Raw genomic sequence first — 26885 nt, 5'->3', positions numbered from 1 at the left:
GTGGATAAAAATGGCCTGTGCCTGCGGATAAAAGGTAAGGTGCAAGGGGTGGGTTTTCGCCCCTATATCTGGCAACTTGCCCACCGTTTTGGCCTGCAAGGGGATGTCAGTAACGACAGCGCGGGGGTGACGGTTCACCTATGGCAAGCCCCGGCGGTGGCTGATTTTTTACAAGCATTGCCACAAGATTGCCCACCATTGGCGCACATTGATAGTATTGATGCCACACCATACCACTGGGCGCAGCCACCGCTGGATTTCGTGATTCAGCACAGCGGGGCCGGGCAGATGGATACCCAAATTGTGCCGGATGCCGCGACCTGTGATGCTTGCCTGAGTGAAATGAATAACCCTGCTAACCGTCGCTACCATTATCCTTTTATCAACTGCACCCATTGCGGCCCACGTTTTACTATTATCCAGCGCATGCCGTATGACCGCCCTTTTACCGCCATGAGTAAGTTCCCGCTGTGTGCGGCTTGTCAGCGCGAATATGACCACCCCGCAGACCGTCGTTTTCATGCCCAGCCCAATGCTTGCGCGGATTGTGGCCCGCAACTGTGGCTAACGGGAACTGATGGGCAGGCTTTAGCGCAGGGCTTCTCCGCATTAGAGCAAGCCGCTGCTGCGCTGTTGGCGGGCGACATTGTGGCCGTCAAAGGGCTGGGTGGTTTTCATCTGGCGGTGGATGCCACCAATGCTGTCGCCGTGGCCCGCTTACGCGAGCGTAAACATCGGCCGTCCAAGCCGCTGGCAGTAATGTTACCGGATGCCGATTGGCTGCAAAGCTGTGTATCAAGTGCTGATCATACTGCGTTGCTCGGTTTGCTACGCAGCCCGGCCGCCCCGATTGTGTTAGTGGCAAAGCAGCTGGAAAGCCCACTTTGTGCGGCGGTCGCGCCGGAGTTACCCGAAATTGGCGTAATGCTGCCTGCTAACCCACTGCAACATTTGCTGCTGCAACAGGTGGCGCGCCCGTTGGTGATGACCTCCGGTAATGGTAGAGGTAAGCCGCCCGCTCTGAGTAATCAACAGGCCCTGAGTGCCTTGAGTGAGATTGCCGATCACTGGCTGCTGCACGACAGGGAAATTGTGCAGCGCGCCGACGACTCGCTAGTGCGCCTTACCCCAGATGGGGCCGAAATGCTGCGCCGTGCTCGCGGCTATGTACCGGATGCTTTCGAGCTGCCGCCGGGCTTTAGCCAGCAACCCGCGATTGTGGCACTGGGGGCCGATATGAAAAATACCTTTTGCTTGCTGCGAGACAGCAATGCGGTGCTAAGCCAGCATTTGGGTGATCTGGACGATCGCGATATTGCGCAGCAACAGCAGCAGTTACTCGCGCTGTTTGGCGATATTTATCATTTTACCCCGCAGGTGGTGGTGGTGGATGCGCACCCCGCTTATGTCAGCCACCAATTTGGCCGAGAATGGGCGGCGCAACACAACATTCCCTGCGTGGAAGTGCTGCATCATCATGCTCATTTGGCGGCTTGCCTGGCAGAACATGGTTGGCCGCGTCAGGATGGAGCTGTGATAGGCCTGGCGCTGGATGGGCTGGGCTATGGCGCTGATGGTCACTTATGGGGTGGTGAATGTTTGCTGATGGATTATGTGAATTGTGAATACGTGGGCGGTTTGCCTGCGGTGGCCTTACCCGGCGGGGATCTAGCCTCTCGTCAGCCGTGGCGCAATTTACTGGCACAGTTTCAGCGTTTTGTACCGAATTGGCAAAACTTGCCCGCCGCAGTGGCTATCCCTTTGCCGCAGGGGGATATACTGGCGCGGGCGATTGCGCGTGGCATTAATGCACCACTGGCTTCATCGGCGGGGCGATTATTTGATGCGGTAGCGGCGGCGCTGAATATTGTGCCACCGACCATCAGTTGGGAGGGAGAAGCCGCGTGTTTACTGGAAGCGCTGGCCTGGCAAAGTTCCAGAACAGCTCCGCCCGTCACTATGCCACTGCTCGGCAATCAATTAGATTTGACCACTTTTTGGCAGCAATGGCTGGCTTTTGATGCAGCACCGGCTGAGCGCGCTTATGCTTTCCACTTTGCGCTGGCGCAGGGCTTTGCCAGCCTGGCTCGACAGGCGGCACAGCGTTTTGGCATTGATACTATTGCCTTTTCGGGCGGAGTGCTGCATAACCGGTTACTGCGCCAATTACTCCGCGAGCAACTGCATGATTTCAAATTATTGATGCCCCAGCGCCTGCCCGCCGGTGATGGTGGTCTGGCGCTGGGGCAGGCATTAATAGCGGCTGCGCGTAGCTGATCAGGGAGTAATATCAAACGACGACAACAGAAGGGTTGCCTTGTTAGAGTGGGTGCGATCAAAAGTGGCTATTGGAGGATTATTTGATGGATTCATTCCCAGATGCACTGGCCAGCGCTTGCTTACAGCAATTTCGTGCCACGCCGCCATTGGTGCATTGTCTGACTAACGAAGTGGTGCAGTCATTTACCGCCAATGTGTTACTCGCACTGGGGGCTTTCCCTGCGATGGTGGTAGAGCCGCAAGAGGCGGCGCAATTCAGTACCATGGCGAACAGTTTGCTTATCAATATTGGTACGTTGCATCGGGCGCGAGCAGAGTCGATGCTGAGCGCGATAACCGCAGCTAATCAAGCGGGCACGCCATGGGTACTCGATCCGGTTGCTGTGGGTGGTCTGGCATATCGCACTGATTTTGCCCGCCATTTACTCACCCTAAAACCTGCGGCTATACGTGGAAATGCCTCAGAGATCATGGCGTTGAGTGGTATGGCAACCATGGGGCGCGGTGTTGATAGTGTCGATACGTCACTGGCGGCATTACCGGCCGCTCGCCAATTGGCACAGCGCACCCAGACAGTGGTTGCGGTGACGGGGGAGGTTGATTACATCACTGATGGTCAGCGCGATGTTGCGGTGACCGGTGGCGATAAGCTAATGACCCGTGTGGTCGGAACTGGCTGCGCGTTGTCTGCGGTGGTGGCGGCGTTTTGTGCGCTAGAAGGGGATCGTTTGCACCACGTTGCGACCGCTTGCCGAATTATGTCGCAGGTCGGGGGGCAAGTATCTCAACACGTCGCAGGGCCGGGGAGTTTTGTGCCAGCCTTCCTTGATGGCCTTTATCAATTGGAAACCTTGACGTATTAATTCTCGCCTGATTTTATTTCCAAATTCAAATTAATTATGAGCCTCTTGGGAGGCTTGTTATTATTTAAATAATATCCAGCAAATGTTTTGCCATGGTTTAAAATTTGAATGGAGAGCACTGTCATTTTTTTGTCTTCTTGGTCTTTTTCTACATCTCTGTTTTTTAGTTCCCTAATAAACATATAGGAAAATACAATGGCCATTCTGAATAGTTATAAAATAGCGGCGTTATTTACCATCGGGATATTTGTGGCAGGATGCACTTCAAACGTAACAACCAGTGCGCAATACTCTGGTTTTATTAGTGATTATAGTAAGTTGCAAGAAGCTGAATCCGCGAGTGGCCAAAAAGTATTACGCTGGGTCTCCCCCGATTTTAATGCTAAGAAATACACCGGTGTTTATTATACGCCATTGGTCTATTACCCAAGTTCTACACCTACTCATCGAGTAAATCAAAAAACATTAGATGAAATACTGGCTTACGCGAATAAAAGACTTAAAGAAGCTGTTAGCCACCAATTGCCGTTAGTCAATTCTCCGAAAAGACGTAATACATTGATTGTTCGGGCCGCCATTACTGCGGTTTCCGCCGAAGATAAAAATCTTGAAGTCTATGAGATGATACCTATCGCTGCTGTTATTGCCGGAACCATGGCAGCCAGTGGTAATAGGGCACAACAAGCCGCACTTTACCTGGAAGTACAGGTTATCGACTCCAATACCGGAAAACCAGTCATTGTCGTGGTACGTAAAGCTTATGGTAAGGAAGTGAGTAACAGTGGTGAACCGATCACCGCTAATCAAGTAAAAAGTACAATAGATGGATTGGTCTACGACATTATTAATTTCAAAGCCAAAAGCTAACCCACCTCGTAAAATACCTATTACCGCTCAGCCTCTGTGAACAATTAATCTGGAGACTGAGCGGTACCTCTTGCAAGGTTACTCACTGTATCCAGCCTGATGAGTAATATTTAATAGCTCACTTAATTTCATCGGTTTTCCTAACAGATAGCCCTGAGCCTCATCACACATTAACGTTTGCAGATGCTCAAGTTGTTCTGCGGTTTCAACCCCCTCAGCGGTCACGGTCATGGACAGGGCGTGGCCGAGGTTAATAATGCCCTCCACAATCGACCGACCTTCATGGGATTGCGTTAGTTCATCAATAAAGCTCTTATCAATTTTCAGGCCATCGAAGGGGAAACGGCGCAGATAATTCAGTGACGAATATCCAGTGCCAAAATCATCCATTGATAAACGCACCCCCAAGGCTTTTAAGGCTGTCATGGTTTTAAATGCCCCATCTGCATCTTCAATCATTATTCGCTCAGTGATTTCCAGTTCCAGCCGATGACTGGGTAAGCCGCTCAACAGCAGGACTTGCCGCACACGTTCGATCAGCCGTTGGCTTCTGAATTCAATAGCAGAAATATTGACTGAAATAATCAGTGATGCCGGCCATGTTGCTGCATCCTGACAGGCTTGCAGCATTGTCCAATCACTGATGGCAGTGATAAGGCCGGTTTCTTCTGCCAGAGCAATAAATTGATCTGGCATTAGCAGCCCTAATACCGGGTGATTCCAGCGTACCAGAGCTTCGGCACCGGTCAGTTGCGTCCCTTTAATACGATAGCGCGGCTGATAGTAAAGGCTAAATTCATTATGTTTAATCGCCTGGCGCAAGAAACGCTCCAGCTCACTGCGTTGCATCAAGCGGTCATTCATTTCACTGGAATAGAAACTCCAGCGATTACTGCCACTGTTTTTGGCTTCATACATAGCAATATCAGCAAAGCGTAACAGCTCCTCGGCTTGCATCGAGTCCTGCGGCGCCAGGGCAATACCGATGCTGGCACTGATGAAAATATCTTTCTCATTAATGAGATACGGGCTTTCGATACGGGCGATAACACGGGCGCAGAGCTGTTCTATTTCTTTGGTTGAAGATAGCCCGCTAATAATCAGAATGAACTCATCCCCTCCCTGGCGAGCCACTAAATCCTGATCGCGCAAACAGCTTCTCAGGCGTTCAGACACCTGATGTAACACCTGATCGCCCGCCACATGACCAAAGGTATCGTTAACCGGTTTGAATTTATCCAGATCGACATTGAGGATCACCAACGGATGCGGCGCAGCGGCCAGGTTGTGTAGTTTGTTTTCTAAAAACTCTTTCATTCGCAGGCGGTTGGGTAAACCAGTTAGCGCATCATGCAGAGAAAGGTGTTGGATTCGCTCCTGCGCTTCTATCTCTCGGGTGATGTCCGAGGCGGTGCCCCGAAACCCAATATTCTGGTCATTTTTGATGATAGGTTTGGCATAAATCCGACAAATACGTTTGTCGCCTTTGGCGGAGAAATAGGTGCATTGCAGCTCATTGCGCGACTCAGTCAAATGTGTGTATTGCAGCCAAGAGCGCAGCGGGATCACGTCACAATTTAGCAGTGAATCGAGATTACGGCCCAGCCAGTGCTCAACACTTAGCCCGGTAATCGTTAAAAATCGCTGAGATAGATAAGTGATGCGCAGATCGGCATCTGTTTCCCAGAGCCAATCAGTAGCCGCTTCAGCCACGTGACGAAAGCGCTCTTCGCTGGCGATTAACGCTGCTTTATTTTCATCGGCAGTGCGCGCCTCTGCCATGGCGCGGCGCAGAACCCACCAACCGCTCAGCCCAAGCACCAGTGCAACCAACCCTAGCAGTGGCAGCAAGATATTGAGTAGTTGAGCGCCCGGCATGTTTTGATTCCACAGCAGTGTTACACGACTGTTGTCATTTGACGATAATTGTAGTGAGGGATTGGACGCGGCATCTTTTTCATCCTGGGGAATGCGGAGTTGATGAAGACCGTAATTCTCCCCCAGAATATTCAACTCACTTTGGGTCAATAAGTTGGCGAAGACCAGAACTGACGGCGGGCCAGCAACGGCTTGAACTCGAGGGTCATTGCCGGGGGTGATTGCGGCCGCAGCAATGACGGCCGGTAGCCCATTAACATTGATGATTTCTGTGGCCGCATACTCTTTTTCAGCCTGACTGCGCACTGAATCTATAAACGGCGTAATATCTTCGTGGAGCCAGTCTTGTAGGTGGGTATTCGCCAATTGCCCGTTGATGACGGAATAACGAGTGTTCCCTTGTCCATCAATAACAAAAACACCCTCATAGCCAAAGTTTTCGTAAAGTGATGGCCCCATATTTTGGCTGACAAAGGCCCAGTCAGGGTCAACTGTGACATGCAAATGTTTATAAGCATCACCCCAAAAAGAGTTATCTTTTATTCTGGTTTTTATGGATTTTTGGCGCATTTCCCATGCTTTTTCCACCAGAAACCGGCTTTGGGATACCGCTTGTTCATTTAATTGTGACGCGATATAGATTATGCCTGCTGCGGCAATAATAATCGTTGCCGCAACTAACAATGCCATGGTTTGCAAAGTCCGCTTGGCAAAGAAAACATTTTCCCCTCTTGCCCGCGGTTCTGGCGGGGTGGAGTTTGTCATAGTCAATTCCTTTATACCCGTCATCGTCCAAATTGGCTCCAGACTGATTAACTTCTGGCTTACTGCATCTTCCGGTAGCTGGAAATCTGTGGGGCATACTTATTAAATATCGGTTTAATCCACAGGAACTGAAGGCTCTGAGGCAATACAAACTAGCATAATTCATCTGACTTATTATTTGAGCTTAGAATAATATGATGTTTTCTTGCTCTTTTTCTATCGAAAAAGAATGAGAGTAAAGCCAAACTAGCGGTTTACCTACCCTATTTACTGCGCGAATCTATTCGAAGTGTGCTGAGAGGATTATGACTCAGGCAGCGGTCAGCAATATGAATTTTTGTCGCAAGACGTTAAAGTGACTTCAGATTATTATTAATCAAACTAAGCTTTTTACATCCTATCCGAACCAATTACCCGCCGAGAGCAAGGAATGAATGACCATGTCTACACTAAATTGGGTTCGCGACACGATAATGCTTAACGTGCAGCGAGCCTTATGTGCTCGGCGCGATTATCTGCCCGTATATGCCGCTGTATTAATACTGAGTATTGGCTCTCAGAGCGTCATGGCCGCAACACCTTTACCAGCGGTGACAGTTGCAGTCGTGACCTCAGCAACCCCAGATAGTGCATTGCAGTTTCTCGGACGGGTGGAAGCTATTCAGGCGGTGGATGTAACAACCCGAACCGAAGGGTTTATTGCCGCCAGATTGTTTACTGAAGGCCAGATGGTTAAGCAGGGGGATCTCCTATATGAAATTGATCCTGCTTTGCATCAGGCGTCTGTAACTCAAGCACAGGCCCAGTTAGACAGTGCAACCGCCAGCGCCAACCATGCACAGGTGAATCTCACCCGCTTACAGCGTTTAGGCAATAACCGCTCGGTCAGTCAGGCTGAAGTCGATGAAGCGCAAGCGCAGCGAGATATCAGCCGAGCGGCGGTGGCTCAGGCACAAGCAAACTTGCAGATTCAACAACTACAACTCAGTTTTACCCATATTTATGCCCCGATCACCGGCCAAATTGGTCACAGTCGCTTTAATGTTGGCAGTTTGATTAATCCAGCCAGTGGCACCTTAGTGAGTATTGTGCAACTTGACCCTATTCGGGTGGCTATAGCGGTAAATGAAAGAGATTACATCACTGCCACCTATCAGTTATCCACGACAGGTGTAGCCTCTGCCAGCGACAACAGCGCATTGGTATTTGAGCATTTCACTCCGCGTATTCAATTGGCAAATGGTAAGCAATATCCAGAAAGCGGTGTTTTTGAATCTGTCGATAATCAAATTGATAAACAGACCGGCACGGTGACGATTCGCACCCGTTTTGATAACCCTCGGCATTTGTTATTGCCCGGTGGGGTGGTGAATGTCTCGCTGGCGGCTGAAACCGCAAAAGCGGTTACCGCCATCCCGATTGCGGCATTGCAACAAAATAAGCAGGGCCATTTTGTGTTGGTAGTAACAGACAAAGATCAGGTTGAAGTGCGGCCGGTCACCCTCGGCGAGCAGTTTGAACAGCAATATGAAGTGAAAGATGGGCTGAAAGTGGGCGAGCGAGTGATTGTATCGGGGCTACAGCATGTTCGTCCGGGTATGACAGTGAGCGCCAGTATTGCCACGCCGCTGACTGCGAACTAAGGGGAAGGACAGATGCTGCATTTCTTTATTCGTCGCCCCAAGTTCGCCATTGTTATTGCGCTAGTGATAACCATTGTTGGCTGGGTGTCACTGCATGTGATTCCGGTCGAGCAATATCCAGATATCACGCCGCCAGTTGTGTCGGTCAGTGCCGTTTATCCGGGGGCCAGTGCCCGCGATGTGGCGCAAGCTATTGCGTCGCCGCTGGAGGCTCAGGTCAATGGTGTCAGCAATATGTTGTATATGGAGTCTACCAGTGGCAATAACGGCAGCTATCAACTGAGTATTACCTTCGCCAGCGGCACTGATCCGGATATGGCGGCAGTTGAGGTGCAAAACCGCATTTCTCAGGTGAGCGCTCAGCTCCCGGCTGAAGTGAATGAAAATGGTATTTCAGTGCGCAAACGCGCTTCTAACCTGCTATTGGGCGTGAGTGTCTTCTCGCCGAAACAGACTCATGACGCCTTGTTTGTAAGTAACTACACCAGCATACAGCTGCGAGATGCTATTGCGCGAATCAATGGTGTGGGTGATGTACAGGTGTTTGGTGCGCGGGATTACAGCATGCGCGTGTGGTTGAATCCGCAACGCATGGAATCGCTGAATGTCAGCGTGCAGGACATTATCGCAGCATTACAACAGCAGAACGTGCAGGCGGCAGCAGGGCAGATTGGTTCGTCCCCGTCGACGCCAGACCAGCAGCAAACCCTGACCATTAGCGGGCAAGGGCGGCTGAGTGACCCACAGGAATTTGCCAATGTCATTATTCGCAGCAATCCCCAGGGCGGTATGATTCGGCTGGGTGATGTTGCGCGCGTGGCGCTCGGGGCGCAAAATTATCAAGTCAGTGCGGCGCAAAACCAAACTGAGTCAGCCTTTTTGGTGGTTTATCCGGTACCCGGTGCCAATGCGTTAAATGTGGCAAATGGCGTGCGGGATGAGATGGCTCGCCTGTCGGCCTCTTTTCCAACTGATCTGACCTATGAAATCAACTATGACTCCACTTTGCCGGTCACGGCAACCTTGCATGAAATCGCGCTTTCACTGACATTGACGCTGATTGTGGTGTTAGCGGTGGTGTATCTGTTTTTACAAAACATGCGGGCGACCTTTATTGTCGCGCTCACCATTCCGGTTTCGCTGCTGGGCACCTTTGCTGTGTTGTATGTCTTTGGTTACTCAGCGAATACGCTCAGTTTGTTCGCGATTATTTTGGCACTGACTATTGTGGTGGATGACGCCATTGTGGTGGTTGAAAACGTCGAGCGTTTGCTATCAAATGATCCAGATCTCACCCCAGCGCAAGCAACCAAACAGGCAATGAGCCAGATTGCCGGGCCAATTATTGCCACCACACTGGTGCTGATGGCGGTATTTGTGCCCATTGCTATCTTGCCTGGCATTGTCGGGGAGCTGTATCGACAGTTTGCTGTCACCCTCTCGGCTGCGGTTATTTTGTCCAGTATCAATGCATTAACCTTAAGCCCCGCATTATGTGCGGTATTGCTTAAGCGCCGTACGTTGTCGACTAGCGGCGTGTTTGGCGGCATTAACCGCGGGTTGGACAGTGCTCGTGATGGCTATGTCTCATTAACAGGACGAATCAGTAGCCGCGCTGTATTCAGTATTGCCGCATTGCTGCTGGTGGGGTTGGCAACCTGGTGGGGCTATACCCGCCTGCCAACCTCATTCTTGCCGGAAGAGGATCAGGGCTATTTCTTTGTCAGTTTGCAACTGCCCGATGGGGCGTCTTTGAATCGCACGCAGACGGTAATGGACCAGATGTACCAGCAGGTGACCGCCAACGATGCGGTCGAGGATGTGATCAAAATCACTGGGTTCAGCTTGCTTAGTGGCAATAACTCGCCGAATGCCGGTTTTGCGATTGTGATGCTTAAACCTTGGGGGCAACGGCCACATATTGATCAGGTACTGGCAAATATTCAGGCTAATCTGGCGGCCATTCCCTCGGCGATGATCATGGCGGTTAACCCACCGGCGATTGCTGGTTTAGGCAGTGCTTCGGGCTTTGATTTGCGGATTCAAGCCCTGTTGGGGCAAACCCCGCAGGAACTGGCACAGGTCAGTCAGGGGGGTTATTTTTGCTGCCAACCAAGACCCAAAGCTGAGTCGGGTGTTTACCACCTTCAGTGCTTCAGTACCTGAAATCAATCTGAGTATTGACCGCGATCGTGCCGCGTTATTACAGGTGCCAGTCAGTCGTATTTTCCAGACTTTACAGACCTCACTCGGGGGGATGAATGCCGGTGATTTCACCCTCAATAACCGTATGTTTCGAGTGCAATTACAAAATGATATGGATTTCCGTCAGCGTAGCGCGCAGATCAATAGTTTGAATGTGCGCAGCGATAACGGCGTATTGGTCAGTTTAGCGAATCTGGTCACTTTGACCCCCTCAGTTGGCGCGCCGTTTATCAGCAATTTTAATCAGTTCCCCTCGGTAGCGATTAGCGGGTCTGCGGCTGATGGGGCCAGTTCAGGGCAGGCAATGGCGGCGATGGAGGCGCTATTAGCACAGAATTTACCGCAAGGTTACAGCTATAGCTGGAGTGGGATGTCATGGCAAGAGCAGCAAACCGGCGGGCAGGTGGTGTTTATTTATCTGGCGGCATTAGTGTTCGCTTACTTGTTCCTGGTGGCTCAGTATGAAAGCTGGAGTATACCGCTGGTGGTGATCCTCTCGGTGGTATTTGCGGTGGGCGGTGCGGTCGCAGGGTTGTCAGCGATGGGCTTTGCCAATGATGTGTATGCACAAATCGGATTGGTGCTCTTGATAGGGCTGGCGGCCAAGAATGCGATATTGATTGTCGAATTCTCCAAAGCCCGTCGGGAAGAGGGGGCGACTATTGCCCAGGCGGCACAAGACGGTGCCAAACAGCGTTTCCGCGCGGTGATGATGACGGCAATCTCGTTTATCCTTGGCGTGATGCCGTTGGTGTTTGCCAGTGGTGCGGGAGCAATGAGCCGTCAGATTATTGGTATCACGGTGTTTGGCGGCATGTTAATGGCCACCGCTGTCGGGATTTTCTTCATTCCGGCTCTGTATCTGCATATCCAGCGGCTGCGGGAGTGGACAAAAACGCGTAAACCCCCTGCGGATAAAGACCCACAGCATTAATCATTAGCGGGGCCTGTCATCTCAAAATAGCTGACAGGTTCCGCTAAGATGTGGTTTTTTGCTGTGATTACATTAGTATTTCTAATGATTTGCCTCAGGTTTTTCCTACACATTCCCCTGCTTTACAACTATTCTTATAAATCCTCTATAAAGATTTTAATCCCGTAACAGGGATAACTGTCATTGATAATTTTGGCTTTATGTAGTGGGACTATCAGGAACATAAGGAAGAAAAAAATGGGACTACGAAGAAAGAGTGTTAAACCTATGCAAATCAATGATATTACGATCATTGATGATGCCAAACTAAAGAAAGCTATCACCGCAGCAGCGCTGGGCAACGCTATGGAGTGGTTCGACTTTGGTGTCTATGGTTTTGTCGCATTCGCACTTGGGCAGGTGTTTTTCCCCGGCGCTGACCCCGGTATTCAGATGATTGCCGCACTGGCGACCTTTTCCGTTCCTTTCCTGGTTCGGCCTCTCGGTGGCCTATTCTTTGGTGCACTGGGTGATAAGTATGGGCGACAAAAAGTTCTGTCAGTCACCATCATTATTATGTCAGTCAGCACCTTCTGTATTGGGTTGATTCCCTCCTATGCTTCGATAGGTATTTGGGCGCCCATCTTGCTGTTATTAGCCAAATTGGCACAGGGCTTTTCGGTTGGCGGCGAATATACCGGCGCAGCTATTTTTGTTGCTGAGTATTCACCGGACAGAAAACGTGGCTTCCTCGGCAGTTGGCTGGATTTTGGTTCCATTGCCGGTTTTGTTCTCGGGGCTGGAGTTGTATTACTGATATCCAGTATTGTCGGCGAGGCTAGTTTCCTTGAATGGGGATGGCGTATTCCGTTCTTTGTGGCAGCTCCATTAGGACTCATTGGTATCTATTTGCGTCATGCGCTGGAAGAAACACCGACTTTCCAGCAACACGTCGACAAAATAGATAATGACTCGCGCCATAATATTGCTCAGCCACCGAAGGTTTCTTTCCGCGAAATTCTGACTAAGCAATGGAAGAACCTGACTATTTGTGTCGGTATGGTGATTGCGACTAACGTCACTTATTACATGCTACTGACCTATATGCCGAGCTATCTGTCTCACAGCCTGCATTATTCAGAAGACCATGGTGTATTGATTATTATTGCCATCATGTTGGGTATGTTATTTGTTCAGCCAGTAATGGGGTTAATGAGTGACCGATTTGGCCGTAAACCTTTTGTTATATGCGGCAGTATTGGGTTGTTTATTCTCGCTATCCCAAGCTTCATTTTGATTAACAGTGGCATTATCGGTTTGATATTCTGCGGCTTGTTGATTCTGGCGATTTTACTTAACTGTTTTACCGGTGTGATGGCATCGATATTACCGGCGATGTTCCCAACCCATATTCGCTACAGTGCACTGGCTATCGCCTTTAATATCTCTGTATTGGTTGCAGGCCTGACACCGACAGCAGCCGCATGGTTGGTTGAAACCACTCAGAATCTGTTTATGCCAGCCTATTATCTGATGGTGGTAGCAGTTATTGGTTTGGTGACTGGGGTATTTATGAAGGAAACAGCAAATAAGCCATTGAAAGGGGCAACACCTGCCGCTTCAGATAAGGCCGAAGCCAAAGAGATATTGCAGGAACATCATGATCACATCGAACAAAATATTGAGGATATTGACCAGCAAATCGCGGAGCTTGAGAAAAAAAGAAAAAATCTGATTGCTCAGCATCCGGATATTAATTAAAACGGTTTGAGAGGGATATCACAGTTTCAGTTTGATTTAGATCAAGAAAATCCATTTCTATACAATAGCTTACCTTTCTATTCAATTCTGTCTTTGACCCTCCCCCAAGGGGAGGGTTTAGATTATCGCCATGATTCCAACTTACCTGGAACATTTTCCTCTTACCGGAAGGATACCATGACAGTGAAAAAGACATTTGCTTCAACTGCCCGACTGGCTATTGTTGCCTTAGCCGCAGTCACTTTCAGCCATTTTGCCTCGGCGACGACACAAACAGAATTTTTGGCTCAACACGGTTTATCTGGAAAAACCACTGAGCAGATGATTGAGACAATCGATCAATCCAAACAAGAACGCCCTTTGGCCTATTCAGCTGCGGTAACGGGGACTGAATTGAAATTATCTGATGGGCAACAGCAGTTTTCTTTCCCGGTGGGGGATAAGTTCTATCTCTCATTTGCTCCTTATATACACCAAACCCACCCCTGTTTTAACCACAGTTTATCCGGCTGCCGTGGCGAATTGGCGAATACCACATTTGATGTGAAAATTACTGATAAAGCCGGGAAAGTTATTCTGCAAGATACACTGACCAGCTATCAGAATGGTTTTATTGGTGTGTGGTTGCCGCGCAATACAGAAGGGACGATTGAAGTGAGCTATCAAGGTCTCAAAGCGGTATCACCTTTTGCGACCCAAGCTGAAAGCCAAACGTGTATGACGACATTGCATTTGCAGAAATAATCCAGACTAGAGTTAGTCTGAGATAAAGGTTAAATAAAAATCAGCTTATCGGCTGATTTTTTTATTGATAAGTATGCTCTTTCCATCAACTCAATACTGAATTTGCTTTGATTACTTGGCTCTTTCGTTGAAACTTGTTTTCTCCCATTCCACTTTTACTTTCAATATTGAGGTCATTATGACCAAAGAAAAGGTTGTTATCGTTATTGATATGCAAAATGGCGTTTTAGCTAATCCTCGCTTTGATAGCGCAGGTAGAGTCGCCCGTATTAATCAACTGATAGATCATGCTGACCAGGTTATTTTCATACAGCATATTGAAGATGACATGACCGAGGGGAGTGAGTTGTGGCAGCTATTGCCGGAGCTTCATCACCCGGAAAGCGCAATATCTGTGAACAAAACGGCTTGTGATTCGTTTTATCGAACTTCACTCGATAACATTATTGCCAAATTGGGGGCAACTCATCTCACTATCTGCGGTTGTGCCACTGATTATTGTGTTGATACCACAGTTAAAATTGCAGCCAGTAAGGGATACGCTCTGACCATTGCCTCTGATGCCCATACTACTGCGGATAGACAACACGTCACAGCCCAGCAACTTATCGCACAGCATAATGAAGTCTGGTCTGAACTTGCCATTCCGGGGAATCGTATTACTGTAAAAACAACGCAGCAGATTCTGACCGATTGGGCTGGTTAACTGTTTTGGATATATTTTCTTAATACTATTTATCTAAGATAATTTTGGGGAGCATTTTTTACTCCCCCAAACTTGTTATTTAATCCAATGCTTCTTCCTGCACTTCCAATACATGATATGCCGTTGAACAGAATAGTGAGTTCAAGCGCTTCATATCCCCCAATAGCCCCATATGCAGGCTGCTGGTCTCAATACTTAGCACGTTTTGTTGATGCAAGCGCTCGACGTGAGCATGAGAGTAACGGCGGTTTAGTAAACGAAAACGATGTTTGGCGCGGCGTAAGCGCTTGGCGTTATTAATATCGCGCGATAAAAACACTGACATCCCTAAATCCAGATTCGTCACCAACCGAGCATGCAGGGTATTTAATTCCTCCAACCCTTCGGCTGAAAACGGCTTGCGCGCATTGAGTGATTTGGCGGCAACGTCCGAGGTCATGCGGCCAATAATATCGCCTGCTTGCTGGAGATTGACTGCGGTATCAATGATTTCAGCCCATCGCCGTGAATCAATCTCGCCTAATTCATCTTGCTGAATTTGAGCTAAATACAGTTTTATCGCGCTATACAACATGTCGACTTCATCTTCCAACAAGCTGACTTCATGCTTTTGCTGTTTATTGCCTTCCAACACTTCTTTAAAGCGAAATAACATCTGCTCCAGTACATCCCCCATACGCAGGGTTTCCCGTACTGCGTTGGCTAATGCCAGTGACGGAGTATCGATAGCGGTAATATCAAGATAGCGCGGCGCTGAGGGTTGTGCGGTATTGGGGTCATCACTGACCAACCGACTACAAATACGTGCCATCACTCCAACAAATGGCAACATCAACAAGCAGCGCAGCAGGTTATAGAAAACGTGGAAGTAAATCACCACTTCGGCGGCGGGTAAATTTCGCCCGAACAGCCATTGCCCTAACACATTGACCCAGGGAACCACCAAAATGCAGCCAATAACCTTAAACAGTAGGCTCCCCAACACCACTTGGCGGGAGACGGCATTTTGCCCACGGCTACTGATTAAGGCCAAAAATCCACTGCCCAGATTTGAACCAATCACAATGCAGAGCGCGATATTCAGCGGCACCAGACCGGTGGCGGCGAGTGTCGCGGTCAGCAGCACGGCAGCTAAGCTGGAATAACTGATCATGGCAAACAGCGCGCCAATCAGCAGCGCCAGAATGGTATCGCCGGTTAGGGAGGAGAAAATGGCCTGAACCGCAGTCGCCTGTGTAATCGGCCCGGCAGCGGTGACAATCAGTTGCAGCGCCAGAATAATCAGCCCGAGACCAATACACACTCGCCCCATCTGGCCGACACGCGCTTTGCGTTGCCCGAGGAAGACAATGACCCCGCCCAAAATCAGCAGTGGCGACAACCAGGAGAGTGGGAAGGTCAGCACTCGCGCCATCAGGGCGGTGCCGACATCGGCTCCTAACATAATCACCAGGGCAGGGGACAATGAAATCAGCCCCTGTGAGACAAATGAAATCACCAGCAACGCCGTAGCATTACTACTTTGCACCAGCGCGGTGACGCCAATCCCGGCCATAAATGCCGTCGGTTTTTTCTGGATACTGGCGCTCAGGACTCGGCGTAAATCAGCACCATAAACCCGCATAATACCTGTGCGGACGATGTGTGTGCCCCACACCAGCAGGGCGACAGATGAAAGAAGATGAAGCAGTGTCAGCATGGTCAGTCTCAGATTGTGGTGAGTGGCTCCAGATTATTCCCGTCATTCTTCAAGCTGCATGTGCGTTAGCTGTCTTCGCTACTCGACCCGTCTATGGGCCTCGCCTCTGCGGGGTCGCTGCAAGCAGCGTTCAAATCGGTTCCTGACCGATTTGTCACCCCAGTCACTTATTGGTCGTTGACCTTAAAGTAAGTAGACTCCAGGGGATTTTCTCAGTTACCGCCTTCCTGCAACTCGAATTATTTTGGGTATAGGTGAAATTGCTCAAGGCTTGATGGATGGCATCCAAGAGCTTTTTATTATCAACAGTTTGCAGTATGTTTGCCGCTTTGCCCTGTGGTGCCGGAATACCGACATCCAAACGCAGATTCTCTGGGCTAAAGCGTAATGTCATACCGCGGGTCAGTGCCCCTTCCAGCGCAACATCTATATAGTCGCGGGTGGTGGTCACGATGCTTTTATCCAGTAACCAGGCGACGACCAGTGCATCATGAACCCAACAACCCGGCAGCCCGCGAGTTTGCATTGAATAGCTTATCCACGGGCGCAGGGTTTCTACCAGATAACGGCTGAGTGGCGTGTCAATTTGCGCAATCTTATCCAAATCTTGATGCAGCATTTGGGTCTGCGTAGTGACATCCAAAGGTGCCAGTGTAATGTTAGCACCGCTGGTCAGCACCACATGTGCAGCTTCAGGATCGATACCAAAATTAGTGTCTTTAAGATAACCCTCGACATTAAAGACACCTCCCATAATAGCAATTTCTGCCACCGATGACGCCATTTGCGGGTAAAGCTGCATAGCATGGGCGATATTTGTCAGTGGGCCAATAGCCACTAAGGTTATTTCACCGGGGTTATTGCAAATTAATTCACCGATGGCATGGGCCGCTAACGGCGCGCCGGAAGCTACCAGGGGTGGCACCGGTGTTTGTTGCCAAAGTGCAGTTAATCCATTTCTGGCAGCACCATTATCGAGCTTATCGCGCCAAAGTGCAGCTGGCTCCACCAGAGCTTGCGACGCACCTCGAATGATGGGGATATCCAATCCCAGACGGCTCACTAAATCATGGGCAACAGAAAATCCTACTTCGCTTGGGGTATTTCCCGCCACGATAGTGATTAATTCTAATGTTATTTCCGGAGCGGCGATGGCGAGTGCGAGAGCCAAACCATCATCGACATTCGCGCCGGGTACGCCATTTCCTGGGTCACAATCAATAATTAAACGCATGTTTTTAACTTTTATAATGGAAAATCAATTTATTTGGGTATGGGAACAACCGCAGGACTCACCGATTTGCAGCGAAAAAGCGAATTCACGAATAGTCGGTTTACCGTCCCAATTTTTTAGCATTTCTATGGCGGTTTTTGCCATGGCATCCAACGGCTGACGTACGGTCGTTAATGAGGGCACGTTATATTCAGACTCAATGGTGCCGTTAAAACAGATAAGCGCCAGATCTCTCGGTGCGGTCAGATTATGCTCGGCCATAGCACGTAAACAGCCCAATGCTTGTAATTCATTGGTGGTGAATAGTGCCTGTGGCAATGGCCCTTTCAACATTTGTTGTGCGGCCTGATAACCGCCGGGGCGGGTATATGTGGTCGAGAAAATCCACTCATTACGTACCCTCAGCCCCGCTTGTTGCAATGCATCGCGCCAGCCATTCAACCTATCTTGAGTATTGAGCATATCCAGCGGGCCGCAAATAATGGCGATGTCACGATGACCATGTTCAATCAGATGTTGAGTTGCCTGAAACGCCGCAGCGCGTTCATCCACACGAATCGCACTGATTTGTTGTGCATCGTCGACTCTGTCAAGCATGACAAAAGGTGTGCCAGTAGCCTGAATTAATTCGATATAGGGATGGCGATCAACACTGGTATATAACAAGCCATCAACCTGACGATGCAGCAAATTATTGATAAGTTCGCGTTCGCGCTGCCGGTCATCTCCCGCATCACCCAATAACAATACTTGCCCGTTGGCAAAGGCTTCACGTTGCAGAGCATGGGCCATTGACGAGATGAAAGGGTTGGAAATATTGGGAACAATCAGGCCATAGGTTTGAGTGGTTCCACGCGCTAATGATCGGGCAATCTCATTGGGGCGGTAGCCGGTTTTTTTAATCGCATCAAGCACGCGTTGTTTGGTGGCGGGAGCAACTGGCCGTGGCCCGTTATTAATGACGTAACTCACTACCGCCACAGAAGTTCCTGCTTCGCGTGCGACATCAGAACGTGTAATACGACGTGACTGCGGGTTGACCAAAGTTACCTCGATGCTAAACATCCCTAAAGGATATACCCGTCATACTTTAAGCTGCATGTGCGTTGGCTGCCTTCGTTCACCCCAGTCACTTACTTGTGTAAGCTCCTGGGGATTTACTCAGTTGCCGTCTTCCTGCAACTCGAATTATTTAGGGTATCGGTATCGTTACATCAGAGAATGGCGTTTTCTGCTATTAAATCGCATCTTCTGGTAAATTGAGGTCACGCCCACGAGTTTCTGGCGCAAAGAACGTGGTAACGAACCCAATCCCCGCCATTACGGCGAAATACAGTGCAATTGGCCACCAGTGGCCAGTGAGTGTCAACATGGCTGCCGCTATTAATGGTGCAGTCCCACCGGATAAAATGGAGCCTAACTCTTTCGCGACTGCCATCTTGGTATAGCGATTAGTCACACCAAATAACTCGACACCCCATGCTGCTTGCACGCCAAAGATACCCAGCGACGCCAAACCCATACCTACAATGATAGTCCCCATTACAATAATCGGCTCGCGGGTTTCCAACAGCATAAATGCCGGGAAAGCATAGATAATTAATAACAGGCAGAACCAACGATAAGTAATACGGCGGCCAAAGCGGTCTGACAGATAGCCCGCCAATGGGATAATCAGGAAGCCCAGACAGGAAGCAATAAACACCGCCATGGTGGGCACCGATTTATCCACCATCAGCACTTTGGCAACATAGCCAATCATAAAGCCCTGAGCCAGATAAGACGGGCCGTTCTCGCCAATACGCAAGCCCACCATTATCCAAAACGATTTGCTGCGCTGCCAGAAAGTGCGATTATCCACTTCGGTGGTATGTTCGCGGCCCAAGGCTAATGCTTGTTGACGCTGTTGTTCCAACACCAATTTTTGGCGCTCAAAGACCGGCGTTTCACGCATGTGGCGACGAATAAACAGCGCTGCACCGGCGATTAAAATGCTGGACAGGAATGGAATGCGCCAGCCCCAGTCGAGCAGTGTTTGTTTGTCCATCTGCAAGACCAGCAACCACACCAGTGCCGCCAGCAGCGTACCGCTGTTAGACCCCAATGCGATAATGGAGGAGACTAAACCACGCCTTTTGGCGGGAGCATATTCCCCCAACATCACCGCGCCACCAGACAGTTCGGCACCCGCTCCCAGCCCTTGCATAAAACGCAAGAAAGCCAAACAGGCCGGAGCCCACAAGCCGATAGAGGCGTAACTTGGGATCAGGCCAATCATGGTAGTGGAAGCTCCCATCAAGCTGATGGTCGTAATCATCACCACTTTCCGGCCTTTGCGATCACCTAATCTACCGAACAGCAGCGCGCCAATAGGGCGGGCAATAAAGCCGACAGAGTAAGTGGCGAAACTGGATAACAACGCGATTGCAGGTGTTGCTTCAGGGAAGAAGACATCACCAAATATTATGCCAGCCGCTAAACCATAAAGTGCAAAGTCTGCATACTCCATGGCTGTGCCGAGCCAGCACGAAAAGGTTGCGCGCCAAAAGTCTTTGCGACCTTCGGGCGTAGCCAGGCGCTCTTCCGCAGCCATGCTCTCTGATGGAGCATTGTCTGCCGCCGAGCTATTTAGTGAAGTCATTAAAAAAGTTCCCCTGGTGTTGAAGCATCATGTTCACGCATTAATGTGTCTTTATTCGTCAGTTACTCAGTTGCCGGTGTTAATCAGCAAAACTGAGTTAAATGAGGAAACATTAGGTAACATTAATATTGTTTCGCGTTTTTAGTGTATCTACCCGCGTAGATAGGTCAAATTAATTATCATTACTTTAGATATTGTTCACGAAACTGTCATATAACTGCTTGGGTTTTGCACGAAATTTGCGGGCTGGCACAATGCGCGAAGCGGTACTGATGATCACCGATGAAACCTTCTGGCTCGCGCTGAGTTTAGTTGCCGACAGTGTGCGTGGTCATTGTGCTTTTAATCAGGTTTTTGGTACTTCTTTTTTTGAGTATTAGTCAAAGCCAGAGAATCAGGCCTCCGACCATGATTTCCACAGCGGTATGTCTTCTTTATCCGCCGTGGAGAATCTTGGGCTGCTGCGCAGCTATCACTTCCCAGAAAATGCCACTGTTGCGGATATTGCGGGGGGAATAGGGGGATTACTACTGCGGGTATTACAGGCAAACCCCAGCCTGCACGGTATTTTATTCGATCAAGAGCCGGTACTGGTCAAGAATTGCCTGGGTGAGCTGGGTGATGATTTACGTTGGAGACTCCAATCCGGGAATTTCTTTGTGTCATGTCCAGTGGCAGATATCTATTTACTGAAAAATATTATCCACGATTGGCCTGATGAAAAGGTAGTAGTCATATAGTTGAGGCGGTTTCGCGCTAGAAACTATCCTTTATCATCAGAGCAGCTGACCACCAACCCTGCGCGATGAGAAATCATGGCGCAGTAAGCACAATGGTTGATTTTATATTTAATTAAAACAATTGATTACAGTTAATTTTCTCATCGGAAAAACTTGAGCGATGGGTTTGACTTCTCGTCCGAGTGAAGATTTATCCGCAGATCCGGCGACCTAAACTATTAATAACAGGCATATATCGGTATTATCCTGATATTAGTAATGCAAATCATTGTCGTTCCCAATCAAGGATATCTACATCCCCACTTTTCAGGAGAGAAAATGCGATTACGTTTAGCTTTATTTTCATCATTACTGGCACTCACTGCTGTGCTTACCGGGTGTGATAATTCATCGGCAACCCCTGAAGACACGGCAAAAATCAGTATCGAACATGCGCAAGGCACCACTCAGGTTCCACTTAATCCGCAAAAAGTCATCATACTGAACCCCTCTGTATTAGATACGGCCGATGCCCTGAAGATCAAAGTGGCCGGTGTTCCCCAAACCAGCACACATCTTCCGGCATTTTTATCCAAATACACCGGTTCAGAATACCTGAATGCTGGCACCTTATTTGAACCGGACTACGAAGCCCTGAGTCAGGCTAAACCTGACCTGATTATCGCCGGGGGGCGTGCTCAAGATGCTTATGACAAACTGAGCGCCATTGCCCCAACTATCGCACTGGATATCGATCCTAAGCACTTTACCCAAAGCCTGACACAGCGTACGGAACAATTGGCATCTATTTTCGGTAAAGAAGAAGAGGCAAAAACACTGCTGGGTAAATTTACTTCTCAGATAGATGCTATCAAGCAGAAGTCAGCTAACGCCGGGTCTGCCATGGTGGTGATGGTCAGTGGTGGAAAAATGTCGGCCTACACTCCGGGTTCGCGTTTTGGCTTTATTTTTGACGAGTTAGGCTTCACTCCTGCGGCCAGTTTCACTGAAGCCGGCAATCATGGCAACGTGGTGACTTCCGAGTTTATCCTTAATGCCAACCCTGAGTGGCTGTTTGTCCTTGATCGCGATAATGCCATTGGCCGCACTGAAAATCAGTCCGCACAACAAATCCTGGATAACCCTCTGATTCGCAAAACCAAAGCATGGCAAAACGATCACGTGGTTTATCTCGATTCTGCCTCGCTCTATATTGCCGGCGGTGTGCAGAGTTATATGCAACTAATGGATAAAATCAGCTCAGTGCTGGATAAGCAAGCCGCTGCGCAGTAATGCCCACTAATGAAAAATCTTAGCTTTATAGCAGGCCTGGTTATTTTACTGGGCCTTATGGCATGCAGCCTATTTATTGGTGCCGGGAATGTCACCTTGTCCGAGGTATGGTCAGATCCCGACATGCGCGACATCTTTTTGATAAGCCGTGTGCCGCGAACATTAGCCTTGGTTCTGGCTGGCAGTGCCATGAGCGTTGCTGGCCTCATTATGCAGATGCTCACTCAGAACCGGTTTGTCGAACCCTCGATTGCCGGTACTACCCAGTCCGCCAGTCTCGGCTTACTGTTGGTTATGGTATTTAGCCCCGCCGCACCGGTAATGGTTAAGATGTTAGTAGCGACCGTTTTTGCTATGGGCGGTACCGCACTTTTTATGCTGCTACTGGCACGAATGAGAATGAAATCGGCGCTGATGGTGCCGCTTACCGGCATTATGCTGGGGGCGGTGTTTAGTGCAGTAACCACTTTCCTGGCAATGGAGTTTGATCTGCTGCAATCATTGGGCAGTTGGGAATCGGGTGATTTCTCGGGTGTGTTGCAAGGCCGCTATGAACTGTTGTGGATAGTGGGTGCATTGACGTTGATTGCTTGTTTGATCGCTGACCGCTTTACTGTCGCTGGTATGGGGCGAGATTTCTCGGTTAATGTCGGCTTGAATTATCAGCGGGTTATGCTCATGGGGATGTCTATTATTGCCATCATCAGCGGTGTGGTAGTGGTGGTGATCGGTGTGCTGCCTTTCCTAGGATTAATTGTACCCAATATTGTCAGCATGGCGATGGGGGATAACCTGCGTCGAACCATCCCTTGGGTGGCGTTGTGTGGCGGTGGTCTGGTGGTGTTATGCGATATTATTGGTCGATTAGTTAGTTACCCGTTTGAAATACCTGCCAGCGTTATTCTGGGCGCAATTGGCGCACTCGTTTTCCTATTATTAATTGTTAGGACAAAACGTCATGCAGGCTAATGAGTATTCTTCACCAAGCTCTCTATCCCAAGAGAAAAATACAATATTAAGCTCACCGGCAAAACGATTATTGTTATTGAGTGTTATTGCCCTTGTCGCAATGGTTATTTTCATGACCATTAATCTTAGAGGCAATATTCAATATGTACTGGTGCATCGTGGTCTTATTTTAGCCACTATGGTATTAGTTGCGTTTGCTGCCGGTATTGCCACCGTGTTATTCCAAACGGTCACTAATAACCGGATTTTGACGCCGTCAGTGATGGGGCTTGAAGCGCTGTTTATCCTGATCCAAACCATGTTGATCTTTTTTGTCGATGCCAATGGGTTCAGGGTGCTCGGAATAACTGGAAAGTTTCTTTGTGAATCGGCTTTGCTGCTGTTGTTTTCGGTATTTCTCTATCGCTGGTTGCTGACCGGAGTAGGGATTAATCTGCACAAGGTGTTACTGGTCGGGTTGGTATGTGGCACGTTGTTCCGCAGTTTATCCAGCTTGATGCAGCGCCTACTCTCCCCAGGAGAGTTTGCTGTTTTGCAGGGCAGGGTATTTGCCACTTTTACCCGCGCCGCGCCGGAGATTATTGCGCTTTCTACCGGGATAATTATTCTCGTGGCGATAACCATTTGGCGTATGCGCCATTGCCTCGATATTATCGCTTTGGGTAGAAATACAGCGATTAATCTGGGCGTTGCTTACCAGAAAAAAATCACCACTATCTTACTGTTGGTCTCATTGCTGGTCGCTATATCGACGGCACTTGTCGGGCCGTTAACCTTTTTAGGTCTGCTTATCGCTAATCTGGCTTACCCGCTGGTAGGATCATTCCGACATCAATATTTGTTGCCAGGGGTCTTTCTGCTAGGGGTCATTACGCTGGTCGGTGGGCAATTGATCCTCGAACGTTTGCTGAACATGTCGGGAACGCTCTCCGTGGTCATTGAGTTTGTGGGTGGCGCGCTGTTTATTTATCTTTTAATAAAAAAGGCTCCGGTGTGATTGAAATAACGGATATTAATAAGAAATACCAGAATACAACGGTACTCAGTAATATAAATGAGAGCATTCCTTCTGGCGGAATAACGTCAATTATCGGACCAAATGGTGCGGGTAAGTCGACGTTATTATCGATTATGAGCCGTTTACTGACGCCAGATCTCGGGCGTGTTCAGTTTAACGGGCTGGATGTTGCCAAAACCTCCGGGGATAAATTGGCGACTATCCTTTCAGTTCTACGGCAAGAAAACCACTTTACCAGTCGACTGACAGTGTCGGATTTGGTGGGATTTGGCCGTTACCCTTATTCGAAAGGGCGGCTCAATGAAAATGATCGCCAATATATTGATGCGGCGATGGAATTCCTCAATTTGATGCCATTGAAAGACCGCTATCTTGATGAGTTGTCGGGGGGGCAACGGCAACGTGCTTATGTGGCGATGGTGCTGTGTCAGGATACGAAATATATCCTGCTGGATGAGCCATTAAATAATCTGGACATGAAACATTGTGTCGCAATGATGAAGCAATTGCGGCGTGCGGCGGATGAATTGAAGAAAACAATCATTTTGGTTATTCATGATATCAATTTTGCTTCTGCCTATTCCGACCATATTATTGCCATGAAAGACGGTGCGGTTATCTATCGTGGCGCACCCGAAGAAATAATGCAGCCGGATATCCTCGAAGAAATTTTTGATATAAAAATTAGAATAGAAAAAGTGCAAGATCAGCATATCGCGGTTTATTACCGTTAAGGTTAATGACAAAGCTATTTTATTGCTCGGAAACTCACGGAGCGACTGCATCAATGGGCGCTCCGACGGCTTACTGCTCTTACATTTTAAATAAATAGGGGCCCATTTCCCCGCTAATTAACTTTGTCAGCAGCCTAAGTAACTAAATGGCAGCGTATTCTCCGGTGCCTTCAGGCCAAGGTGTCAGTAGGTCGTAACCGGTGTCAGTCACGGCAATAGTGTGTTCCCATTGTGCTGAAAGAGAGCGGTCTTTGGTGACAACTGTCCAACCATCAGACAGGACGCTGGTGGCGGCTTTACCGGCATTAATCATCGGCTCAATGGTGAAAATCATTCCCGCTTTCAGCGGCATACCTAGCCCTGGCGTCCCATAGTGCAGGACTTGTGGTGCAGTATGATATTCCTGACCCACGCCGTGACCACAATACTCCCTCACCACAGAAAAACCTGCACCTTCCGCCACTTGTTGAATAGCTGCTCCGATATCCCCGAGTGTTGCCCCTGGGCGTACCACCTTAATCCCAGCAACCATCGATAAATAAGTGATATCCACCAAACGCTTAGCTCTGACCGACGTTTCTCCAACATAGTACATTCTGCTGGTATCGCCATACCAACCATCTTTAATAATAGCGACATCAATATTGACGATATCGCCATTTTTGAGTTTTTTATCCGACGGAATCCCGTGGCAAACCACATGATTGACCGAGGTACAAACAGTGTGCGCATAGCCGTGATAGCCTATATTGGCAGGGATGACTTTCAGTTCGTTAACGACGTAATCGTGACATAACCGATCAATTTCATCTGTTGTGACCCCAGCGCGGACATAAGGTGTGATCATTTCCAGCACTTTCGCGGCGGCTTGGCCTGCGGCTCGCGCCATTTCAATTTCTGCTGGTGAGTGAATTTTTACTGTTGTCATTGCGCATTCTCTTCTTTATTAAACGTATGGGTGTCACTCTGGATGATTCTGGCAATGTCAGCCCCGCCCTGTAATTCAACCTGAACCAGGGCTCGGGCCAGCTCATGGTGGCTCAATTGGGGATAAAGTTCGGCCAGCATACCCATTTTGAGCCAGTGCTCGGCTTGTGCGTTAATTGACCGGCTCATGGCATTACTGGCGATGCGTAGATTTTCATGCATCAAATCGGAGATTTTAACAATTCCCATAAAGCACCTATACGAAACATATATGATATGTATATTGCCACAACGGAAAATAAAATACACCTGCTTGATTCGCAAGGCGCTTGGGTCATTGTTAGGGAGAAGAGTCTTTACTTTAGTCGGTATGAACAGTGAACTTTAGCGACGACTTTCCTTAATAGCTGAGATGATAGAAGAGTACAGGCAGGCTTATGCCATTCTTGTGGGAAAATTATCGCCATGTCACCGGGAGATAAAATTAGCCAGGAAGAATTCTGTTCAGAATCGGAAAAACCAATATCATTCTGATTATCAAAGGGAGAGGACAACGCCATATTGGTTTTGCGAGACTTTAATTTAAATTGTGTATCTGCCTGTTTTTGATATGTTCACTCCAGTAACAGAGACAGGAAAATTATGGATGAAAAAAACTCAGGGCACTCGCTGCCGAACTGGCTAAAGGTCTTAAAACCGAAGCCGATCTCAATCAGTTTTCTCGTATGCTGACGAAGCTCACCGTTGAAACGGCATTTAATGCTGAGCTGACAGACCACCTCACCACTCTTGTTCCGTACACCAGTGGAGATAAATAAAGTATCGATATTCCGATGAGACTGAAGTTATATTTAATACTTTATCGATTATATTTTGAAGGTTTTTCTCTGCTTTAGTGCACTCAGTAAGAGTAGGGTTACTCTTGTTATTAAAGACAATGAAGCTGTTTGCTGGTTTAAAAAAGTAATCTGCATGGTGGCCTCGTTGGATTATGTAAAAATGATAGTTTGTCACTCAAACGCCATG

General features: G+C 48.7%; 18 protein-coding genes and 3 pseudogenes. 13 read left to right on the top strand and 8 right to left on the bottom strand.

Annotated features, from left to right (window positions below; all coding sequences use genetic code 11):
* From hypF to FGL26_RS12375, 3 genes are all read left to right on the top strand, one after another.
* The gene (gene hypF, locus FGL26_RS12390; protein ID WP_005173927.1) at positions 1-2277 is read left to right on the top strand and encodes a carbamoyltransferase HypF; all 2277 of its coding nucleotides are present in this window, start codon (positions 1-3) and stop codon (positions 2275-2277) included.
* Positions 2278-2363: 86 nt separating this feature from the next.
* Positions 2364-3143, top strand: coding sequence for a hydroxyethylthiazole kinase (thiM, locus tag FGL26_RS12385; protein WP_005173925.1), 780 nt, complete (start codon positions 2364-2366; stop codon positions 3141-3143).
* Positions 3144-3338: 195 nt separating this feature from the next.
* The gene (locus FGL26_RS12375) at positions 3339-4010 is read left to right on the top strand and encodes a DUF3313 domain-containing protein (RefSeq protein WP_005173921.1); all 672 of its coding nucleotides are present in this window, start codon (positions 3339-3341) and stop codon (positions 4008-4010) included.
* A 78-nt stretch (positions 4011-4088) separates the two neighbouring features.
* Here the strand turns inward: FGL26_RS12375 and FGL26_RS12370 are convergent, their stop codons facing one another.
* Complete coding sequence (locus FGL26_RS12370; RefSeq protein WP_005173920.1) at positions 4089-6653, bottom strand: bifunctional diguanylate cyclase/phosphodiesterase; 2565 nt, start codon at positions 6651-6653, stop codon at positions 4089-4091.
* A gap of 440 nt (positions 6654-7093) precedes the next feature.
* Here FGL26_RS12370 and FGL26_RS12360 point away from each other — a divergent pair, with 440 nt between their 5' ends.
* From FGL26_RS12360 to FGL26_RS12340, 5 genes and pseudogenes are all read left to right on the top strand, one after another.
* Positions 7094-8296, top strand: a complete 1203-nt coding sequence (locus FGL26_RS12360) for an efflux RND transporter periplasmic adaptor subunit (RefSeq protein WP_005173919.1) — start codon at positions 7094-7096, stop codon at positions 8294-8296.
* 12 nt (positions 8297-8308) lie between these two features.
* Positions 8309-11435: pseudogene (locus FGL26_RS12355) on the top strand (efflux RND transporter permease subunit).
* 237 nt (positions 11436-11672) lie between these two features.
* The gene (proP, locus tag FGL26_RS12350; protein ID WP_011817168.1) at positions 11673-13175 is read left to right on the top strand and encodes a glycine betaine/L-proline transporter ProP; all 1503 of its coding nucleotides are present in this window, start codon (positions 11673-11675) and stop codon (positions 13173-13175) included.
* A gap of 183 nt (positions 13176-13358) precedes the next feature.
* Positions 13359-13919 carry a copper-binding periplasmic metallochaperone CueP gene (gene cueP / locus FGL26_RS12345; RefSeq protein WP_005173902.1) on the top strand — a complete coding sequence of 187 codons (561 nt, stop codon included), beginning with the start codon at positions 13359-13361 and terminating at the stop codon, positions 13917-13919.
* A gap of 178 nt (positions 13920-14097) precedes the next feature.
* On the top strand, positions 14098-14625 hold the full coding sequence (locus FGL26_RS12340; protein ID WP_005173900.1) for an isochorismatase family protein: 528 nt from the start codon (positions 14098-14100) through the stop codon (positions 14623-14625).
* A 79-nt stretch (positions 14626-14704) separates the two neighbouring features.
* Here the strand turns inward: FGL26_RS12340 and FGL26_RS12335 are convergent, their stop codons facing one another.
* The 4 genes from FGL26_RS12335 to FGL26_RS12315 form a co-directional block, all read right to left on the bottom strand.
* Positions 14705-16324, bottom strand: coding sequence for a Na/Pi cotransporter family protein (locus FGL26_RS12335; RefSeq protein WP_005173899.1), 1620 nt, complete (start codon positions 16322-16324; stop codon positions 14705-14707).
* 163 nt (positions 16325-16487) lie between these two features.
* Positions 16488-17558 carry a nucleoside hydrolase gene (locus FGL26_RS12330; RefSeq protein WP_005173895.1) on the bottom strand — a complete coding sequence of 357 codons (1071 nt, stop codon included), beginning with the start codon at positions 17556-17558 and terminating at the stop codon, positions 16488-16490.
* Between the two features lie 24 nt (positions 17559-17582).
* Positions 17583-18623, bottom strand: coding sequence for a LacI family DNA-binding transcriptional regulator (locus tag FGL26_RS12325; protein WP_005173892.1), 1041 nt, complete (start codon positions 18621-18623; stop codon positions 17583-17585).
* A 172-nt stretch (positions 18624-18795) separates the two neighbouring features.
* Positions 18796-20199, bottom strand: coding sequence for an MFS transporter (locus FGL26_RS12315; RefSeq protein ID WP_011817163.1), 1404 nt, complete (start codon positions 20197-20199; stop codon positions 18796-18798).
* A 251-nt stretch (positions 20200-20450) separates the two neighbouring features.
* On the opposite strand from FGL26_RS12315, the pseudogene FGL26_RS12305 reads away from it, so the two are divergent.
* The 5 genes and pseudogenes from FGL26_RS12305 to FGL26_RS12285 all read left to right on the top strand — a co-directional run.
* Positions 20451-20936 (top strand): annotated as a pseudogene (locus FGL26_RS12305) (methyltransferase); the annotation flags it as partial.
* Between the two features lie 321 nt (positions 20937-21257).
* Positions 21258-22211 carry a siderophore ABC transporter substrate-binding protein gene (locus tag FGL26_RS12300; protein WP_005173886.1) on the top strand — a complete coding sequence of 318 codons (954 nt, stop codon included), beginning with the start codon at positions 21258-21260 and terminating at the stop codon, positions 22209-22211.
* A 9-nt stretch (positions 22212-22220) separates the two neighbouring features.
* Positions 22221-23180: an ABC transporter permease gene (locus FGL26_RS12295; RefSeq protein WP_005173884.1), complete on the top strand. Its 960-nt coding sequence runs from the start codon at positions 22221-22223 to the stop codon at positions 23178-23180.
* Positions 23170-24177, top strand: coding sequence for an iron chelate uptake ABC transporter family permease subunit (locus FGL26_RS12290; RefSeq protein ID WP_005173881.1), 1008 nt, complete (start codon positions 23170-23172; stop codon positions 24175-24177). The genes FGL26_RS12295 and FGL26_RS12290 overlap by 11 nt, the downstream gene beginning before the upstream one ends.
* Entirely contained in the window at positions 24174-24932 is a 759-nt protein-coding gene (locus tag FGL26_RS12285) for an iron ABC transporter ATP-binding protein (protein WP_005157194.1), read from the top strand. The genes FGL26_RS12290 and FGL26_RS12285 overlap by 4 nt, the downstream gene beginning before the upstream one ends.
* Positions 24933-25074: 142 nt before the next feature.
* Here FGL26_RS12285 and map read toward each other — a convergent pair whose 3' ends face one another.
* The 3 genes and pseudogenes from map to FGL26_RS21955 form a co-directional block, all read right to left on the bottom strand.
* Positions 25075-25860, bottom strand: coding sequence for a type I methionyl aminopeptidase (gene map / locus FGL26_RS12280; protein ID WP_032912899.1), 786 nt, complete (start codon positions 25858-25860; stop codon positions 25075-25077).
* Positions 25857-26108 carry a ParD-like family protein gene (locus FGL26_RS12275; RefSeq protein ID WP_005173870.1) on the bottom strand — a complete coding sequence of 84 codons (252 nt, stop codon included), beginning with the start codon at positions 26106-26108 and terminating at the stop codon, positions 25857-25859. Before FGL26_RS12275 ends, map begins: the two co-directional genes overlap by 4 nt.
* Positions 26109-26215: 107 nt before the next feature.
* Positions 26216-26434: pseudogene (locus FGL26_RS21955) on the bottom strand (YhcH/YjgK/YiaL family protein); the annotation flags it as partial.
* Positions 26435-26885 lie beyond the last annotated feature (451 nt).

The organism is Yersinia enterocolitica subsp. enterocolitica (assembly GCF_901472495.1).
In the GTDB taxonomy this organism is placed as follows: Bacteria; Pseudomonadota; Gammaproteobacteria; order Enterobacterales; family Enterobacteriaceae; genus Yersinia; species Yersinia enterocolitica.
This window is presented reverse-complemented; position numbering and strand designations above follow the sequence as displayed.

Coding starts and splice junctions, on each gene's coding strand:
- thiM (WP_005173925.1), top strand. CDS start 2,364: ATGGATTCATTCCCAGATGCACTGGCCAGCGCTTGCTTACAGCAATTT.
- FGL26_RS12375 (WP_005173921.1), top strand. CDS start 3,339: ATGGCCATTCTGAATAGTTATAAAATAGCGGCGTTATTTACCATCGGG.
- FGL26_RS12370 (WP_005173920.1), bottom strand. CDS start 6,653: ATGACAAACTCCACCCCGCCAGAACCGCGGGCAAGAGGGGAAAATGTT.
- FGL26_RS12360 (WP_005173919.1), top strand. CDS start 7,094: ATGTCTACACTAAATTGGGTTCGCGACACGATAATGCTTAACGTGCAG.
- proP (WP_011817168.1), top strand. CDS start 11,673: ATGGGACTACGAAGAAAGAGTGTTAAACCTATGCAAATCAATGATATT.
- FGL26_RS12340 (WP_005173900.1), top strand. CDS start 14,098: ATGACCAAAGAAAAGGTTGTTATCGTTATTGATATGCAAAATGGCGTT.
- FGL26_RS12335 (WP_005173899.1), bottom strand. CDS start 16,324: ATGCTGACACTGCTTCATCTTCTTTCATCTGTCGCCCTGCTGGTGTGG.
- FGL26_RS12330 (WP_005173895.1), bottom strand. CDS start 17,558: ATGCGTTTAATTATTGATTGTGACCCAGGAAATGGCGTACCCGGCGCG.
- FGL26_RS12325 (WP_005173892.1), bottom strand. CDS start 18,623: ATGTTTAGCATCGAGGTAACTTTGGTCAACCCGCAGTCACGTCGTATT.
- FGL26_RS12315 (WP_011817163.1), bottom strand. CDS start 20,199: ATGACTTCACTAAATAGCTCGGCGGCAGACAATGCTCCATCAGAGAGC.
- FGL26_RS12300 (WP_005173886.1), top strand. CDS start 21,258: ATGCGATTACGTTTAGCTTTATTTTCATCATTACTGGCACTCACTGCT.
- FGL26_RS12295 (WP_005173884.1), top strand. CDS start 22,221: ATGAAAAATCTTAGCTTTATAGCAGGCCTGGTTATTTTACTGGGCCTT.
- FGL26_RS12290 (WP_005173881.1), top strand. CDS start 23,170: ATGCAGGCTAATGAGTATTCTTCACCAAGCTCTCTATCCCAAGAGAAA.
- map (WP_032912899.1), bottom strand. CDS start 25,860: ATGACAACAGTAAAAATTCACTCACCAGCAGAAATTGAAATGGCGCGA.
- FGL26_RS12275 (WP_005173870.1), bottom strand. CDS start 26,108: ATGGGAATTGTTAAAATCTCCGATTTGATGCATGAAAATCTACGCATC.